Genomic DNA, 16,373 nt, shown 5'->3' with positions numbered 1-16,373 from the left:
CGTCGGACGTGTCAATGGTATCTGTGCCAAGGACCCGATCATTGAGGAGCCGGATGAAGGGAAACTTTCCAGTCCGGTTTTGAAGCCGAGCGGAGGGGGCGACTCCTTCGCTTAGGTTAACAATCGAGTCCGTCGGCATTCGACGTTGGGATATATGAGTCCACTTCAGTATGAACGTATGTGAGTAGTATCTCTGTTACAAAGCATTTGACGTATTACGTTTTCTATAGTAAAATAGATACGTATTACGTTACGTACGTACGTACAGACGTTTTTTGTTCCCCTCAGCTCTCACCACTGGAGACTCTACAAAAACGGGGCAACCTCATAATCTTCGCTCCGTCTTTAGGCCCTCCTTACGTCGGTTCTCCCTCCCTGGGAGCTGGCTCTGATGCAGGCTGTATGCGTGCTGCAAAAATTTCACTCATACCATCAGACATGGGCGATGATACCGTTCCCATCGGACGCATGTGTTCCGCCCCGACTAGAGTTCAAGCAATTCTGCCTTGACCGTGGACGGCCTAGCTGCCCGCCATCTGGCCCCTGGTACTGGGACTTCAACGGGCTTCTACACCACCATGCTACAGTCCCCCTGACCCTTTCGGTTCAGAGGTAAGGGGCTGCTTTACTCACTTTGCCTGAGTGAGACTGTGCGAGAGCACAGTAGAAGATTACGCGCCTCTTTGGGCGCACTTCGCACCATGCTCTTGTTCCTTCGCCCTTTCGGGTCCAGGTAAGGTGCTGGATTAGCAACATTACTCTAGTTGCCCCGCTCTCCAGCGGGAACGTCTCTTGCGCCTCTCAGGGCGCACCACCTTGTAGACGCCCTTCTCGTCCTCCCTGGGCGGGCATCACTCCGCCGATTACTACGGGTCCTCCGACCCCATGGCACTCGTGTGCTGTAGGGGTTCCCATGTTCCGTCACTGAGCAACGTTCTAGATCGACGTAGGCTCATCATTCATGTCCTTCAATGACCTCGCTGGTCATCGCCCATTGGGCAGGGGGGACCATGCAGGAAACTTGACTGCATTGCTCCCAATGGCATCGGCGTTCAGTTGTACTACCGAAGGATGCGCGGTTCCACCGCTGGACATTGATGTTCGGGCAGTCTAGTCTTACAGTTGTAGATAAGGTAATGACTTCCCCGATCTTCCTCCTCAACGTTCTCCGCTTTTCTTGTCGTCCGGAATACTCTCTGTTGACGGCTTCTTGTTTCAGAGGTTCTCCAGAACGCGGTGTGGATAACACGAGAGATGTTGTGACTGGCCCATAGTACATGAGTTGATTGAGATAGGCCCAGGATACGTGTAAAATGCTATCGACTCTAATTTTGCTTCTGATAGCGTTTACACGTATCCTGGGCTTACCTCTTTTCCCTCAATGGGGCCAGGCTCATCTCTCACCGGAGGCGAAGGATCTGTGAGGATGAAAGGAACGGCTCCGGGCGGCTCTCCAACTGGCGTTGGAGAAAAGCCAGCTTGTCAGGATTCACCAGGGTATACAGCCCAACGATGACATGGTCGCGGATATCGAGCGTCAGAACCCAGTTGAGATGGCTGTCACTCCAGCAGAGAATGGCGGGCGCGCCATTGATCTCTTCTATAAAAAGAACGGTGTCCGCAGGCACTCGGTGCATCAAGCCGACCATAAAGCGCTTGGCCACCTGTTCCTGGCCGGAAATGGGAGCGAGCCTCGCACGAACCTTGCCACCGCCATCTGCCCAGGCCGTGACATCGCTAGCCAGCAGTTTGGTCAGGGCGGCGAGGTTCCCCGATTGACAGGCCGCCACAAAGGACTCGGTGAGCTGTCGCTGATGGGTAGACGAGACCGAGATGCGGTGGCGTTTCTCCGCGAGATGGTTTTTCGCGCGATGAAAGAGCTGGCGACAGTGCTCCGGGGTTTTCTCAATGATCTCGGCAATCTCCACCAACGAGTAGTCAAACACCTCATGCAGGAGGAACACCGCGCGTTCCGGTGGCGAAAGACGCTCCAGGAGCACGAGAAAGGCGATCGAAAGGGATTCTTGCTGCTCATACTTCTCTTCGGGAGAGTCACTTTTGGGGAGAGCAGTAAGAAGAGGCTCAGGGAGCCAGACCCCAATATATTCTTCACGCTCGCGCTGGGCGGATTTCAGATAGTTCAGGCTGAGATTGGTGACAATTGTGGTGAGATAGGACTTTGGCGAGTGAATGGTGGCCTGATCCACCTGTTGATACCGTAGGTACGCCTCCTGCACAATATCTTCGGCCTGACTGGCGTATCCAGTCAGGCGGTAGGCGATGGAGAAAAGCAGGGGTTGATAGGTTTGAATGTTCTCCATAGGGTCTTGGGAAATGGCTCCTTCACATAATCGGTTCTCTCTTTATCATAATCCAGCGTGGCCAGATTCAGCAATGTTTGGGCCTGTATCTGCGGGCTTGAGTCCCGAATATTGCTGTGCTGTGTCCTTGAGAACGGGTGCCGAAGCAACGGCCATAGGGCCATTTTCGAGGGACGAACCATTTTCGTCACGCAGTTGTCACGTTTTGAGGGGGCTCACTTGTCCCCTTTCTGGAAGCGCTGAGAAAGAGATCTCTCCAAAAAGAGAAGCGACATACACGAAAGGCAAAGGAGCACTATGATGAACGACTTGACATGCATCATCATCGGAGGCGGCCATGCAGGGCTTGGAGCACTCAAAGCCCTCAAGGAAGAGACCCGGCAAATGGCGAATGGACAGCGGATTCGATTTATTCTGATAGACAAGCAGCCCCGTCATATGCGCAAAATGTTGTTGTTCCGGCCGGCCGTGGGCGAAGAAGAGATTATGATTCCCTGGACCCAGTATGGGTTTTCAGAAGGAGTCGAATTCGTGCAGGGTACGGTGACGTCTGTGGAGCGTGAGGAAAAGCAGATTCGATATGAGGATGCGCAGGGACATACTGCCCGAATGCGTTATGACCTTTTAGTTGTGGCAGTCGGGAGCGTCGTTCGGCAACCTGATCCTGATCAGGGTGGCATTGCTTTAACGGATCTGCAAACCGCGGCAGCCATCCGGCAGCGCTGGCGCGCCAATCTCCGGCAAGCTGTTGATGAAACCAATCCTCAAGAACGAAAGCGACTGATGACTGTCGTAGTTGCAGGGGCGGGCATCAGTGGCATTGAGACATCCGCTGAGCTGGCACTTGAGATGCAGAAGGAAGCATCGTCACTTGGACTGAACCCGTCCGATATCTCTGTTTTCTTGCTGAATACACAGGAACGATTATTCCTGGAAGGACCTGAGCAAGTTGGACGAAAATTGGACCAGATCCTCCGCGAACGTGGCGTGACCGTGCTTTACAACCGGAAGGTGATGCGGGAGGATGCAGGAGTGGTGACGTTGAGCAATGACGATCATCTCCCAGTTGGTCTCTGTATCTGGACGATTGGTCTGATTCCGAATCCGGCCTTGCGCACGATGGGCTTGCCACTGACTTCTCATGGCCAGGTGCTGGTGGATGGATCGTATCGCGTTCACGGGGCCCCAGGCGTCTACAGCATTGGCGACTGTGCGAGAATCGTCGATCCGACAACCGGTAAGGCAGACCTAATGAGGTGCGGAGAAGCTGGGCTCCAGGCAGATCGACTGGGGAAAATCGTGAGGGCTGATCTGGAGGGCCGCCCCGCACCGGTTCACAAAGCGGCAGCGTCGATTCTTGAGTTCTTCTGCATCGGCCTGGGGGAAAGTCGCGGATTGGTGTGGGGACGCAAATGGGGACTGAATATGATTCTCACGGGAAAGCCTGCGTGGAAAGTCAGAAATATTGCATGGGAGGCAGGCAGTAAGCTTCGATAGCAACGAAGAGACCAGGATGGCTAGAGACCTGTCGGTGTTTTTCTAGCCAGGAGAGACAACGGGCGGGAAAAGGAATGCTTCTTTCATATGCGCCTTGCTCCCACTCGCACTGATCAGACGGATCAAGCCGCTCTCTTGGCTCTAAACGTCTTGAAGAAAAGCAGAGTTATACGAGCACAAACATGCTCCTGACGAGCAGAGAACAGAGAAGAGAGCATCATTTATGACAGAGTGATGCGCTCCCGCGCGGCATCCTTGCCGACTGCGCGACCTATCACGATCAACCGGAAACGTCAAACACATGAAAAGGTGAAAAGGAACATGACGACTGATTTCCCAACAGGAAAAAACGCGAATCTACAGGAAGTGGCAAAGCTGTTGCCAGGTGCTATTCCAAGCGACCTTCCTCTCCAGGAACAGCTCGATAGAGTGACCCAGGCGAGCGCCACACATCTGCCGGAGGAAATGGCAAAGCTGTTGAAGAGCTACCTCGAAGACCTTGTGACGTCTGGTCTCACAGAGAACGCACTGAAGGAAAATGAACTGGCACCCGATTTCACCCTGCCTGATGCACTGGGCCAGCGCGTCACGCTCTCACAACTGCTTGAACAGGGACCGGTCGTTCTTGTCTTCTACCGTGGTACATGGTGCCCGTATTGCAATTTGGAATTACGTGCCTACCAGAAGGTGTTGCCAGAGTTCAAGGCACTGGGGGCGACGGTGGTTGCCATCTCTCCCATGCTGCCAGATCAGAGCCTCGGGGCGGTGGAAAAGCAACACCTGACCTTTCCCGTCCTCTCCGATGTGGGCAACCAGGTGGCACGCCAATTTGGGCTGGTCTTTCAGTTGGATGAGCTTGGACGGAGGCTGCATCAACGGGGCGGCGCAGATTTGCCCGATTACAATGGCGATGACTCATGGGAACTGCCAGTTCCAGGCACCTTTCTGATCGATCAATCCCGCAAGCTCTGCCTGGCTTTCGTCGATGCAATCCCCTCTCGTCGGCTCGATCCATCGTTGGTTCTCGCACGAATGAAAGAACTGAAAAGCGAAACGGAATAGCACGCATCTGCATGCGTTCATGCTCTCTCAAAATGGAGGGATCACAAAAAATGGAGTGGAGCGAGTCCCCCTGCACTCCATTTTGCAATCTGCATCCCACAGAGGCAAGTGTGCAAGATCAAAGAAGTTTTCTGGCCAGATAAGTGTGTTGAAAGTTAACGAGTGTATGTGGAGATAAGAACAGAATACGTATAAATATTATCTGAAGTGAGATCAGATTCGATAGAATTTTACACGTATCCTGGGCTTACCTCTGTCTTGCCTTTTTCTGCTGACACATGGCTTCTTTTTCCCACACCGTCTTTCTCCGCCGTGCTCTCGACGAGAAGGAGGGCGGTCACCAGCCGAAAATCAGAACGCAAGGAGAATCCTGTTTATGCCTTCTCTTCTCCCTCCAACCAGTTCATCTCCCGAGAACGTGTGGACGACGGCTTTCAACGATCTGGGGCAACGGATCCGGCACTTTTTCATCCGACGAGAGCCTTATCAGCGAGCGCTCGCCTACCTTCAAGGATTGATGAGTGACGTTTCGCGAAAAAATGGGTGGCAGGTAGCCGAAGAGGTAGGTTTCGCGTTCCCGGCATTCCAGGAGCCGCTTGCACTTGGAGAGCAGGTGGGGCAAACTGGTTTCATGCGAGCGGATGTGAAGTATGTACGGGATGCGTTGAGGTTCGCGTTGCACCAGTTCAAGTGCCAGCCACTCTAGCACTTCCGTTTTTCCACTCCCACGCTGACCTACCAGAAACCACACACGGTTCTCTAGCGGATCCTCTGGAGGCGCGAGAAGGCGGGTTATCACCTCTTCTTCGTTACATCGCGTCCCGTCCTCTCGCTCAAGAACCACGGGAACATGGGTGTGCAGGAACGCATCAGGGCCAAGCATGGCGCGTTTCTCCGCACTCCCCGTAAAAAAGGAGGGCCAGGAACGCGGCTCGTTTGCGCATCCTGGCCCTCCTTCTCTCTCCTCAGCAGGGTCATCCATCATGTACCTCCTTCTTTCCGATTTTTGATTGGCTTAGGAACGGGTAAAATTCGCTTTTAGGCAACACAAAAGCAGTCTGGCAAAAAAGAAGCGCGAGAGATTCACATTCGCGCAAGGTCGCTAAGAACGGGAAGCGACCACCCGGAGGGCAAAGTCACCGCTTGCACGGGTTCTACGGGGAGGGTCCTGAAAACGGGTTCACGGACCACTTCCCACTAGCCAACCCCTATAGGAACTCATCCGTTGGAAGCAATCGAGGGCACTCGCCAGATGTGGACGTCTGAATGCCCATTTGCGCACCAGCTCCCCGTGGCAAGAAAGCGCCCGTCCCTACTCCAGGCCAGGCACCGGACTGGGGTAGTGTACGCCCAGATCGTCTCAACCTGGGCGTGATCCCGGGGAGAGATCAGCTGGACTGTTCCATCTTCACATCCAACAGCTACAAACGCGCCATCTGGGGACCAGCGGACGACTTTGGGCATGGGTTCGGGATGACAGTAATAGACGGAGAGGGGAACCTGATTTACCAGATTACCAGTCAGCGGATCCCAGAAGTGAAGCATCTCGTCCTTGGGTGAGCACGAGACGATCATTCTCCCATCAGGTGACCAGGACAGGGAGGACGTTTCTTTCTGGTGTCCGTGATACACCACTTCTCGCCCCTGGATGGAACCTTCAGCAACCCATACTCGCACCTCTCCATCCTGGCAGGCCACCGCCATCCACGTTCCATCGGGGGAGAGGCTAAGATCGTTCACCTTGACTGAGATGTTGCGGCAAGCTTCTAGCAGGCAGGCACCAGTCGTCGTATTCCAGCACACGACCCATCCATCATGCCGCCCGGCAAAGAGTCTGGTCCCATCGGGCGACCAACACACTCCAGCCAGTTTCATCTCATAGCTAGGATGGCTTTCTTTGCGGCAAATCAAAATGGACCCCTGCGCAGCGTAATGTTTCTCGCTGTACTCCGCCGTCCAGACATGGACCTCGCCAAACGCGCCCCCCGACGCAATGCGCCGCCCATCGGGCGACCAAGCAACAGCGCTCGCCCCGTACTCGTGCCGATCATAGGAAGGCACTTGATAGGAATGCTCCTCCGGTTTGGTCGGAGAGAAGAGAAGGACTTCTCTCCGACTGGTCGAAACAGCCAGGAGATCGTCATCAATTGGCCAGCTCAGACACGTTGGATCATGGGCGCAAGCAACATCTCTTCCTTCGTGCTCAGGAAGCCTTAACGCCAGATCAGCAGAAGGAGCGCACACGCATCGCCTCTCATTTGCCCGATTTTGAGGTCGCCTGGCAGCTCAAAGAAGTCCTGCGAACCTGGTATGCGACAGCTACCACAGAGACTGCCGAGAAGCAACTTGACGATTGGATCAATCAGGTTCGAGAAAAAGGACCCGATGCTCTGCGCCAAGCGCTCTCGGCCTTCACCAAATGGAAACAAGAAATCCTGGCGTTTTTCCGTTTTTTGCCGACACGCATCTCGAACGGATTTGTTGAAGGCAAAAACAACCGGACCAAGGCTATTATGCGCCAGGCATATGGCTATCGTAACCTTGGAAATCTGCGTCTTCGTATCCTGATCGGTGAGGTTGTATGAGGCACAATTACCTCATCTTTCCCCCGGAAGGACGGAGATCCGCCTGGATCATGGTGAAGGTTCCTGAAGAAGTGGCAGAAGAGCGAAAAGAACGTATCCGTCGAACAGCCCAAAAGAACGTTGATGTTCCAAGTGAAGAAATACTCGCATTGGCACATTGGACAATCGTCATCACAAATATTCCCCGCACACGTGCAACATATTCGGATATTCTGGTCTTGCTGCGATTGCGCTGGCAAATCGAACAACTCTTTCGGCTCTGGAAGGAGGATGCAAAAATTGATGAATGGCGCACAAAGAAGCCATATCGTATGTTGTGTGAATTCTATGCAAAAATGTGTGCCATGATTATCCAACAGTCTTTAATACAAGAGGGGTGTTGGCTTGATCCACTTCGGAGTCTCGTCAAAGCGGCTGACTCCCTCCGCCGTGAATGTAATCGGATCATGATCGCTTTTTATGAGGGAAATCTGGAAAAGACGATACAATCTATTTTGCATACGTTGCACTCTGCATGTCGTATTGAACGTCGAGCCGCCTTTCCTAGTACTGCTCAGCTTTTGCTGGATGGTTTAGATTGGCAGCTCGAATTGCTTTTAACTTAATGCCTATGGAGGTAGCATATGCTATCTCTTCTTCTTTTTTTGTCTTTATACACGCAACAGGAGTTTACCAGTCGTTGCCCCAGATTCCAGGCGGCGATGGGCCTCGCTGGCCTGTTCCAGGGGCAGGGTGTCGGTGATATCGATTTTTATGGGCACCTGTATCAGCAGGTTGAGCCCCTGGCGGGCACTGGCAGCCAGTAGGTGGGGCGCGGTCTGGCTCAGGTTGCCGAGGCTGTAGCCCATGATGGCCTTGTTTTCGTTGATGGCCGTGCCCGGATTGATCGGCAGGCTCTGAGGTCGGCCCTGTTCGTCGTTGGAGTTGCCAAAGACGACCAGGCGCCCAAAAGGCGCGAGGATTGAGAGACTCTGGCTGCGCACTGGCTCTCCAATGGCTTCCAGCACGATATCAACTCCGCGCCCCCCGGTGAGTTCGCGCGTTCTCTGGAGAAAATCATCGCGCAGGATTACATGGTCATAGCCGAAAGGCTGCGCGTAAGCCGCTTTCCTGGGGTTGCTTACCGTGCCAATGATCAAGCCAGATCCCAGGTGACGAGCAAGTTGTCCGGCGATGATCCCAACGCCACCGGCGGCAGCGTGAACCAGCACAGATTCGCCCTGTTGCAATCGCGCCATACTCACGAGCAGATCATAAGCGGTCGGTACAATCGTGGGGAAAGCCGCAGCCGTGGCCAGATCGATAGGTGCACCTGCTTCATCCAACGGAAAGGTGAAAGCGGCATAGGCCAGCGCGACCTCCGCGTAGCCACCGCTGCCGGTCAGCGCCGCAACCGGCTGGCCCACGCGCAAGCCCTTCACGCCTGCCCCAAGCGACTGGATATGACCTGACACCTCCAGACCAGGCACAAACGGCGGCTCACCACTGTGCAGTCCCCCGCGGCGCGCCATCGTCTCCGCATAGTTCACCCCCACGTACGCCACCAGAATGGCCACCTGCCCCGGCCCCGGCTCAGGGATCGGCACTTCACGCACCTGGAGCACTTCTGGCCCACCAAACTCAGTTATGACACTTGCTTTCATTTCTATCTCCTTCAGTAACCGTTTATCCATAATCACGACCGGATACGCAGATCCGCCGCTACATTGCCAGCAACCGTCAGAGCCGCGGCTCTGACGGCTGCTTCCTGGCCCGTTGGGCAGGGAGATTGTGTGCCTCGCGGCATGGGGATTGGCTCTGGAGAAGCTCTGCTAACGCGTCAGCACCTTGAACGCGACGTTGTCACGTCCCCAGTCCTGGATGAGCGCGAGGGTGCCCCAGAGCCGCAAAATCTCATCAACAACTTCGATCTGCTCCAGACCGCCCAGGCGCACGGGACGCAGGCCAATCTCAGCAATGAGCTGCTCAACGACAGCCCGCGCATCTCCCTCGGGGCCACAGTAGAACAGGTCGGCCTGGATGCCGTGGTAGATTGGTTCAGCGAAGGCTTCCCAGGCGTAGCTATTAAATGCTCGATAGACCTGAGCATCTGGAGCTTGGGTTTGCAGTGTGCTCAGACTATTCAGCGCACCCTGTCCCTGCCATTGTTTGGTGGCAGCGGTTTTCCCTTTGACCATTTGATTCGTCGCATCAATGACAATCTTATGATTCAACAATTGAGCATGAGCCGCGATGAGTTCCTTTACCGCAGACCCCGGAACAGCAAGCAGCACAACATCACTCTCCGCCAGAGCTTCCGCCGGGGAACCGATCAGGATCTGTTCGCCCAACTCCGCCCGTAAGCTTTGAGCTTGCTCCGAGAGTGGATTCCTCACCCCAAAGGCAATGGTGTGCCCGGCCCTGGCCCACTTGCGGCCCAATGTAGAACCAATATCTCCCGCCCCCAGAATGACGATACGCAATGGTGATATGTTTTTCTCTCCTTTTTATTGCTTAACCCGCGTTTTTGTTTTATCGCGGAGAGTTTGATTACTATGATGCCGTAAGTATAGAAAAGTTGCTTCTAACTTGTAAGGAGGAACCAGAAAGTGGCATAGTTACCCCATGGTAACCAGAAAACAGCATGAAGAACCAATTATTCGCCCCGATTGCCGCACGCGACGTGGGCTTGAATTAATTGCTGCCCAGTGGAGTATGCTGGTTGTTGTCGCTCTGGGCGAGGAGACGAAACGCTTCAGCCAGTTGCACGCGCAGATCGCGGGCATTTCAAAGAAAATGCTGACTCAGGTGTTGCGCGAATTAGAGCGCAACAGTCTGGACAAACGCGTGGTTTATCTGGTAATCCCGCCCATGGTGGAATACTCACTCACCCCTCTGGGCCTGACGCTCAGAGAACTCATCTACGCGCTGCGCGATTGGTCAGAGCGCTACATCGAAGAGGTTGAGCGTAGGCGCACCGAGTACGATCAGCAGGATAAAACGCTGCTCCAAGAGCAGATTATGGCGCTCGTGCAGCAGTGGACGGAAGCAAGCTAGCCTGCGCGACCTGAGCAATCTCGGATTACCTTCAAGATAACAACTGGAGGTACTTCATGCACGCAAAAGATGTATCAAAACAATAATGATATCTTCTCCTTTTTATTACACCGGTTTCCCATGCAATATCACGTACTTCTTCTTCCCAGGGCTATGTAAAAGTCAGCAGAGATCCCAAGAGCAAGCGAGCAACCAGATGGGGTCGAGCGTCGAAAAGCCGCATTTGCTTGGGAACATTGGTCACGCCACAAAAATCGAGCAGTCCTAGGAGAAAACTGTTCAAGACTGCCAGGACGCGGGGAGCGGCCCCCTTGCGGACCTGACAATGATCTTCACGAAGCGTCACATCACGCCGATGGTGGAGGCGATTTTCAATTGCCCAGTGCTCTCGTTGCAAGCGCAGAAGGTCCGAAGCAGTAGTGAGCGCTGGAGAGAGATTCGTCAAGCCATAGACGACCTCCTGATGACGCTTCCCCGATCGCTCAATGGTGCGAGTCAGGCGAAAGACTTGAGCCACTCCTGGCCAGTTCGAAGAGAGAAAATCATTGAGTTCGGTTGTGGCAACCAGTTCCCGGCGCTCCAGGCGTCCATGCCCTTTGCCGAAGGTCTGAGCCGTCCGCCAATCCCAACAGTCTGTTGGCGGTTCGCTGAAAAACAGATGCAGATCGTCGCGCAACGTTGGCTGGTTGCCCTTGGCGATCAGCAGATAAAACCCTCCATAGGCATTGACCGTGGTGCAAAACGTTTTCTGGGTATGCAACGCATCCGCCGACAGAATGCGCCCTTTCACCCACAGCGGAGTCAGAAACTCCGAGACAATGCTCAACTCGTTTTGCTTCTCGCCCACAATTTGCTCTTTGAGCAACACTCCTGTTTGGGTCTCATACAATCCCACCTGATGCATTGGCTGTTGATCTGCAACTTGATGCCCGAGCGTGCCACGCAACGTCTTGCCGTCTAACGCGAGATGGACATGGGTTTTTGCCTCTTCTTGCCCTAGCAGTCGGCTCGGTTCCTCTCCACACCGCTTGGTGGCTGCAACCCGTAGGAGAAACTGGGCCAGCACCTGGTTCACCTGCTCGGCGTCCAGCGTGCGCAGCACATTGCTGTAGGTTGAGGCACACGGAAAGCTGGGCCGTGGCCAGGCTATCACTTGCTTGAGCCACTGCGCACGCAAGCGGACCCACTCGGCTATGGCCGCAGGCGTCGTCATTCCAACCAGTTTGCCCAGCGCGACCAGCGTCAAAATTTGGGCAACGCTGTAGCGCACTCCCCGTTTGTGCCGGCCATCAACCACTTGCTCAAAGGCTCGATACACTGATATCGCTTCGATTTCCTGTAACCATTCTTCGGCTTCCCTTGCTCCTTGGGGCATGTTATAGTTCATCCAAAGGCCTTCCTTGCTTGTTGAGATCTTTGCTTTTCTCAGTGTAGCAAGGGAGTTCTTTTTTGCCTTCTCTCTGGGACTTTTACATCGCCCTGTCTTCTTCCAATATTGACTGGTATTGCCTCATCACCTGTGTTACACTCATTTTTAACAGCTCCTTCTTGCAATCATGCTTGATGACTTGAATCTTTTCTTCATGATGCCAGAAGAAGCCTTTGCTTGTCACTCCCTCTTAACTTAATGTCTATGGAGCATCTAACTGGCTCAGCCTCTCCTCCCAGATCTGCCAGCCCTCCCTGGCATTGGCAAAGGTGATCAGCTTGACTACCACGCTTTTGTCAGGCCGACAAATGCAGCCCGCACAGGATTGGCTTCCAATATTCAACCCCACAGACATATTTGATGACTGCGTCCTCCTCAGAGGGCGCGGATGGAGGCGTATTCATCGTGCACCTGCTTTTTTCTTCATCTCCCATCCCTGTCCATCTCCTGGCGTCATGCTTCCTGTCACTGAGGTAAGCGAGAAACCCGACCACCCAGAGCGAGCGTCAGCGCGTGTCCGGATAGGCAATCAAGCCAGGCGGACCACTTCGAGAAGCCGCCGATTGTTGCAACAAGCCGTATAGACCCTTTGTACCCTGGTGGACGGGGAGCCGTCTCTCCCCAGAGGTCACTGTTCAGACGTGTGAACAGGCCACAAGCCATGAAAATGGCTCATATAATAGTTTGAGTGTAGCCTCCAGGGAATCCCTTGGAGTCGTGTGGGTTGGTGCGAGTTCTCTGCCCGATTGTTCAACCCTTTGTGCTGCCGATGCTCCACCCCTGGCAAGATTTCGCGTTTCGCTGCGCCATAGCTCTTGAGCTTATCGGTGATAATCACGCGTGGCACGTATTGGAGCCTTTTGAGGAGTTTCCGAAAAAAGCGTTTCGCCGCGTGTTTGTTGCGTCGGCTCTGCACCAGAATATCCAGCACGTTGCCATCCTGGTCCACAGCCCTCCAGAGATAATGCGTTTTTCCGTTGATTTTCAGGTACACTTCATCCAGGTGCCATTTGTCGCCATAGCGAGGGCGACGACGTTGCAGTTCATTGGCGTAGGTCTGCCCAAACTTCAAACACCATTGCCGCACCGTTTCGTAGGTCACGACGATCCCGCGTTGTGCCAAAAGCTCTTCGACATCGCGAAAACTGAGCGAGAAGCGGAAATACAGCCACAGAGCATGACTGATGATTTCAGGCGGAAAGCGGTAGCCTCTGTAATCGGGGGCAGTGGTGGTTGTTTTCATGAAGCCATGTTAGCACATTGTTCAGCTATGTTCCAAGTTGACAATATCCCTGAACGGGATATCCATAAATAGGATCAGTCAGGGTTGTGCATACATGCTCGATGATATTCTCCGCAATAGAAACTACTTTGAAAAATGGCATAAAAATCCTCCTGGATACAACGTAAACAAGTGTACTTCTTTGTTCATATATCTAAGCATCACGTTGCAACCACGCCTTCTGAAAAATGGTTGATTGTTTTTGACGCATTCAGCGTATCCTCAAGCGGATAATATAGCTCCTCGTTTCCTCTGCCTCCATACGTGGCTATGCACGCCTTGCTTCTCCTCTGGCCTGTTTCCCAAAGGGCCAAAGAAGCGTTCAATATGTTGGTTAAATGCTCTTGTTGAGGAGAAAGCCCACCCTCATCACGGCCCTGAATGGAAGCAGCATGAACGATCACAAGGAAACGAAAGAACATGTTTACATGTTCCTTTATTACTCATAATCTACTCGGTGAGCTTGCCGATGCTTATCAACCAGCGGAGAAACTGGAGATGGCGCATGTCCGGCTCAGCCCGATCCTGAATAGTCGAGATATATCCCTGCAAGAAATCATATAACCGCTCGATCTTCACAAGCTTCCAGCCGGCATGCAACAGTTGCTCGCAGATGTAGTCTATTGTTTTGTCGTCCATGTCATCCTCTTGATGAAAGGGTTGCTATACGATTTTGTGCGCGATCAGAGCCTGTTCCAATTCTGCGTGTCCGGGCATGGTGTGTTCAAGCAGATCGCTCCAGGTTTCCTGCGCGCTGGCCAGTCCCAGGTGGACACGCCTGTCATGCCAGGCTGGATAGATGGTTCTGGGATTGGGCGGCTCCTGTGTGCTCGCCATCAGGAGTTGTTGCTCTTGATCCCAGATCTGCACGTGATTCCCTTCGGCTCGGACCTGCCAGCGGGTACTGTCAACTTAAAAATTTTTGTTGATGAGTTTTCACCACATCGATGCTCCTTTCGCCAAGATTCTCCAGAAAATACGATCAGAAACAGGGAGTAATCCCCACTTTGAGGCCTGTTTCTCCTGTATCATCTCTACAGTTTTGCTTAAGTTAACAATACTATGATAAGTGGATGCAGTATATTGCGAAAAACTATGAGTACTTTGGCTTTGATCCTCCGTAAGAAATGCGTGCAGGGTGGCATCCTGCCTACATTTGAAACATCAACCCACGCAAAATCTCATTGGGTCCTCTACCAGTTCTGGCTGCCCGCTACCTGCCTGATAGTGGCATTGAGGCGGTTGAAGAGATTGGTCACGGCGATCATAAGAATCAAAGCCGCGAGTCCCTGCTCATCATAGTGACGGGCGGCCTCATCCCAGATCGCATCTGGAACCGGATCGGTCTGGTCGGCAAGCCGGGTGACGACCTCGGTGAGCGCGAGGGCGGCACGTTCGGCGTCGGTGAAGTAGGGCGTCTCCCGCCAGGCCGCCACAGCGAAGAGACGCTCGTCTGTTTCTCCTGCTTTCCTGGCGCTGCGCGCGCCAGAGTCAACACAGAAGCTACAGCCATTGATCTGACTCGCGCGCAGGTGGGCAAGCTCAAGCGTCTTCTCCGGCACGCCGCCCGTTTTCGTGGCCTTGAGCAGGGCAAAGATGGCATTGTTTGCACTTGGAAAGCTGCCCGGAGCCGTTCCTTTCATCCTCACAGGTCCTTCCATAGGCGAGAGATGCGTCTGGCCCAATTGAGGAGAGAAGAGATAAGCCCAGGATATGTGGAAAACGCTCTCGGAAGCGAGATCCTCGTGAGAGCATTTTCCACGTATCCTGGGTTTCCCTCAGATTCGGTGAACAGCATCCCGGTACCCTTGCGAGACATTTGCATCTACCTCGCGGGAAAGATGGTAGCTGTGCCGTGTTCGCACATGAGGAACAGAATGTGTTTTGTTAAACTGAGCTTTCTGTCGGAGGCCATCCACGCACAGAGATGTGCTATTCTGATTCACCTTTCAGTTCTTTCAACCGTGCGAGCACAATTGATGGCTCAAGGCGGCGGGTGATGTCTGCATCGACGAAAGCCAGACGGATTGTGCGGGACTGATCAATCAAAAAGGTTCCTGGAATGGGCACTTCCCATGAATCGTCGCCATTGTACTCTGGCAGATTCGCGCCACCCAGTCGAGCGCGTCGCTTACGTGTTTGTTCATCCATCTGAAAGACCAAGCCAAACTGGCGTGCCACCTGGTTGCCCACATCTGAGAGTACCGGGAAGGCCAGGTGCTGTTTTTCCGCCGTCGTGAGGCTATGATCTGGCAACATGGGTGAAAGGGCAACGAGCGTTACCCCCAGGGCCTGGAACGCTGGTAACAACTTCTGGTAGGCACGCAATTCCAGATTACAGAAGGGACACCATCCACCACGATAGAAGACCAGCACAACCGGTCCCTGCTCAAGCAGATGTGAGAGGGTGACGCGCTGGTTCAGAGCATTGGGAAGCGTAAAATCAGGCGCCAGATTATTTTCCTTCAGGGCTTTTTCCACCATACCGGAATTCACCAGGGATTCAAGGGTTTTCTGCGACTCCTTTGCTGCATCCTCTGGCATAAGCTTGTAGACCTGATCCTTTAATATATCCAGCTGTTCTTGGAGAGGAAGGTCGCTTGGAGGAGACATCGAGAGAACGGTATTTGCGATTTGTTCTTTAGGCGTCTGAGCAGTCATGTTCTTTTTCCTTTTGCTGTCTTTGACTTGTGTGGCTGGTTATCCAGCCTGTACGAGAAGCGGGAACGAGCTGCCCGCCCTATCCATGTGCACTGGGAGATGCTTTATGTTCTACTCTTTCTCTACCTTATAGATGGTGCTTTTTAGCACATCTCACATAAGATCAATGTTTGCATACATAAGGCTTGGTGTTGAGTGGAACATGATAGAACGCTACTGGATCGAGCAGCAGATGTTCCAAAGCGACGGTTATCAGTCGCTTTCGTGTATATGCGCTTCTGGAAGGGGGACAACTGAGCCTTTCAAAACGTGACAGTCGCGTGACAAAAAATATTCATCTCTCGAAAATTGCCAGATTGTTTTGTGGAGGAGCCTGGTGTTTACGCTATGAATCACCCTACCCTACCCACCTCCAAAAGTTAATGAGTCATGCTGCCCACTCATGGATTTTCAAGCAGGCTGTGTTTGCATAAGGTGTTAAGCTGTTACTGACCATTACC

The 16,373-nt window shown here is 53.3% G+C and carries 15 protein-coding genes and 2 pseudogenes; 6 read left to right on the top strand and 11 right to left on the bottom strand.

The window, feature by feature from the left end; genetic code table 11:
* Window positions 1-1,400: 1,400 nt before the first annotated feature.
* Entirely contained in the window at window positions 1,401-2,321 is a 921-nt protein-coding gene (locus tag F1593_RS24885) for an RNA polymerase sigma-70 factor (RefSeq protein WP_149404260.1), read from the bottom strand.
* 300 nt (window positions 2,322-2,621) lie between these two features.
* On the opposite strand from F1593_RS24885, the gene F1593_RS24880 reads away from it, so the two are divergent.
* The 3 genes and pseudogenes from F1593_RS24880 to F1593_RS30000 form a co-directional block, all read left to right on the top strand.
* A complete protein-coding gene (locus F1593_RS24880; protein ID WP_149404261.1) occupies window positions 2,622-3,818 on the top strand; it encodes an NAD(P)/FAD-dependent oxidoreductase in 1,197 nt (398 codons plus the stop codon).
* Between the two features lie 321 nt (window positions 3,819-4,139).
* On the top strand, window positions 4,140-4,880 hold the full coding sequence (locus tag F1593_RS24875) for a peroxiredoxin-like family protein (protein ID WP_149404259.1): 741 nt from the start codon (window positions 4,140-4,142) through the stop codon (window positions 4,878-4,880).
* 376 nt (window positions 4,881-5,256) lie between these two features.
* Window positions 5,257-5,449, top strand: a pseudogene (locus tag F1593_RS30000) (IS701 family transposase); the annotation flags it as partial.
* A 649-nt stretch (window positions 5,450-6,098) separates the two neighbouring features.
* Here F1593_RS30000 and F1593_RS24865 read toward each other — a convergent pair.
* Window positions 6,099-6,941, bottom strand: coding sequence for a WD40 repeat domain-containing protein (locus tag F1593_RS24865; protein WP_172632432.1), 843 nt, complete (start codon window positions 6,939-6,941; stop codon window positions 6,099-6,101).
* Window positions 6,942-7,027: 86 nt separating this feature from the next.
* Here F1593_RS24865 and F1593_RS24860 point away from each other — a divergent pair, with 86 nt between their 5' ends.
* Together F1593_RS24860 and F1593_RS24855 are read left to right on the top strand one after the other, a co-directional pair.
* Window positions 7,028-7,465 carry a transposase gene (locus tag F1593_RS24860; protein ID WP_149404256.1) on the top strand — a complete coding sequence of 146 codons (438 nt, stop codon included), beginning with the start codon at window positions 7,028-7,030 and terminating at the stop codon, window positions 7,463-7,465.
* A 50-nt stretch (window positions 7,466-7,515) separates the two neighbouring features.
* Entirely contained in the window at window positions 7,516-8,070 is a 555-nt protein-coding gene (locus F1593_RS24855; protein WP_172632431.1) for a transposase, read from the top strand.
* Window positions 8,071-8,115: 45 nt separating this feature from the next.
* Here the strand turns inward: F1593_RS24855 and F1593_RS24850 are convergent, their stop codons facing one another.
* Both F1593_RS24850 and F1593_RS24845 read right to left on the bottom strand, forming a co-directional pair.
* Complete coding sequence (locus F1593_RS24850; protein WP_149404254.1) at window positions 8,116-9,108, bottom strand: quinone oxidoreductase family protein; 993 nt, start codon at window positions 9,106-9,108, stop codon at window positions 8,116-8,118.
* A 168-nt stretch (window positions 9,109-9,276) separates the two neighbouring features.
* Window positions 9,277-9,927 (bottom strand): NADPH-dependent F420 reductase, encoded by a 651-nt coding sequence (locus F1593_RS24845; RefSeq protein ID WP_172632430.1) that lies wholly within the window; start codon window positions 9,925-9,927, stop codon window positions 9,277-9,279.
* Window positions 9,928-10,069: 142 nt separating this feature from the next.
* Between F1593_RS24845 and F1593_RS24840 the strand changes: the two genes are divergently transcribed.
* On the top strand, window positions 10,070-10,501 hold the full coding sequence (locus F1593_RS24840; RefSeq protein WP_149404252.1) for a winged helix-turn-helix transcriptional regulator: 432 nt from the start codon (window positions 10,070-10,072) through the stop codon (window positions 10,499-10,501).
* 151 nt (window positions 10,502-10,652) lie between these two features.
* On the opposite strand, the gene F1593_RS24835 is transcribed toward F1593_RS24840, so the two are convergent.
* The 7 genes and pseudogenes from F1593_RS24835 to F1593_RS24805 form a co-directional block, all read right to left on the bottom strand.
* Window positions 10,653-11,888, bottom strand: a complete 1,236-nt coding sequence (locus tag F1593_RS24835; protein ID WP_149404251.1) for an ISAs1 family transposase — start codon at window positions 11,886-11,888, stop codon at window positions 10,653-10,655.
* Window positions 11,889-12,645: 757 nt separating this feature from the next.
* A pseudogene (locus F1593_RS24830) lies at window positions 12,646-13,173 on the bottom strand (IS6 family transposase); the annotation flags it as partial.
* A 200-nt stretch (window positions 13,174-13,373) separates the two neighbouring features.
* Window positions 13,374-13,634, bottom strand: coding sequence for a hypothetical protein (locus tag F1593_RS24825; protein ID WP_149404250.1), 261 nt, complete (start codon window positions 13,632-13,634; stop codon window positions 13,374-13,376).
* A gap of 28 nt (window positions 13,635-13,662) precedes the next feature.
* On the bottom strand, window positions 13,663-13,851 hold the full coding sequence (locus tag F1593_RS24820; RefSeq protein WP_149404249.1) for a hypothetical protein: 189 nt from the start codon (window positions 13,849-13,851) through the stop codon (window positions 13,663-13,665).
* Between the two features lie 24 nt (window positions 13,852-13,875).
* Window positions 13,876-14,082, bottom strand: coding sequence for a hypothetical protein (locus tag F1593_RS24815; protein ID WP_149404248.1), 207 nt, complete (start codon window positions 14,080-14,082; stop codon window positions 13,876-13,878).
* Window positions 14,083-14,405: 323 nt separating this feature from the next.
* Window positions 14,406-14,855 (bottom strand): carboxymuconolactone decarboxylase family protein, encoded by a 450-nt coding sequence (locus F1593_RS24810; protein ID WP_216368983.1) that lies wholly within the window; start codon window positions 14,853-14,855, stop codon window positions 14,406-14,408.
* 289 nt (window positions 14,856-15,144) lie between these two features.
* Window positions 15,145-15,873 carry a peroxiredoxin-like family protein gene (locus F1593_RS24805; protein ID WP_149404246.1) on the bottom strand — a complete coding sequence of 243 codons (729 nt, stop codon included), beginning with the start codon at window positions 15,871-15,873 and terminating at the stop codon, window positions 15,145-15,147.
* Window positions 15,874-16,373: the final 500 nt, after the last annotated feature.

It is taken from the genome of Dictyobacter arantiisoli, from assembly GCF_008326305.1.
Taxonomy (GTDB): domain Bacteria; phylum Chloroflexota; class Ktedonobacteria; order Ktedonobacterales; family Ktedonobacteraceae; genus Dictyobacter; species Dictyobacter arantiisoli.
The sequence above is the reverse complement of the archived record's forward strand: the minus strand, read 5'-3'. Positions and strand labels throughout refer to the sequence as shown.

Bases quoted from the DNA above. Each gene is read 5' to 3' on its own strand.
- F1593_RS24885 (WP_149404260.1), bottom strand. From the start codon at position 2,321: ATGGAGAACATTCAAACCTATCAACCCCTGCTTTTCTCCATCGCCTAC.
- F1593_RS24880 (WP_149404261.1), top strand. From the start codon at position 2,622: ATGAACGACTTGACATGCATCATCATCGGAGGCGGCCATGCAGGGCTT.
- F1593_RS24875 (WP_149404259.1), top strand. From the start codon at position 4,140: ATGACGACTGATTTCCCAACAGGAAAAAACGCGAATCTACAGGAAGTG.
- F1593_RS24855 (WP_172632431.1), top strand. From the start codon at position 7,516: ATGGTGAAGGTTCCTGAAGAAGTGGCAGAAGAGCGAAAAGAACGTATC.
- F1593_RS24850 (WP_149404254.1), bottom strand. From the start codon at position 9,108: ATGAAAGCAAGTGTCATAACTGAGTTTGGTGGGCCAGAAGTGCTCCAG.
- F1593_RS24840 (WP_149404252.1), top strand. From the start codon at position 10,070: ATGGTAACCAGAAAACAGCATGAAGAACCAATTATTCGCCCCGATTGC.
- F1593_RS24835 (WP_149404251.1), bottom strand. From the start codon at position 11,888: ATGAACTATAACATGCCCCAAGGAGCAAGGGAAGCCGAAGAATGGTTA.
- F1593_RS24825 (WP_149404250.1), bottom strand. From the start codon at position 13,634: ATGTTCTTTCGTTTCCTTGTGATCGTTCATGCTGCTTCCATTCAGGGC.
- F1593_RS24820 (WP_149404249.1), bottom strand. From the start codon at position 13,851: ATGGACGACAAAACAATAGACTACATCTGCGAGCAACTGTTGCATGCC.
- F1593_RS24810 (WP_216368983.1), bottom strand. From the start codon at position 14,855: ATGAAAGGAACGGCTCCGGGCAGCTTTCCAAGTGCAAACAATGCCATC.
- F1593_RS24805 (WP_149404246.1), bottom strand. From the start codon at position 15,873: ATGACTGCTCAGACGCCTAAAGAACAAATCGCAAATACCGTTCTCTCG.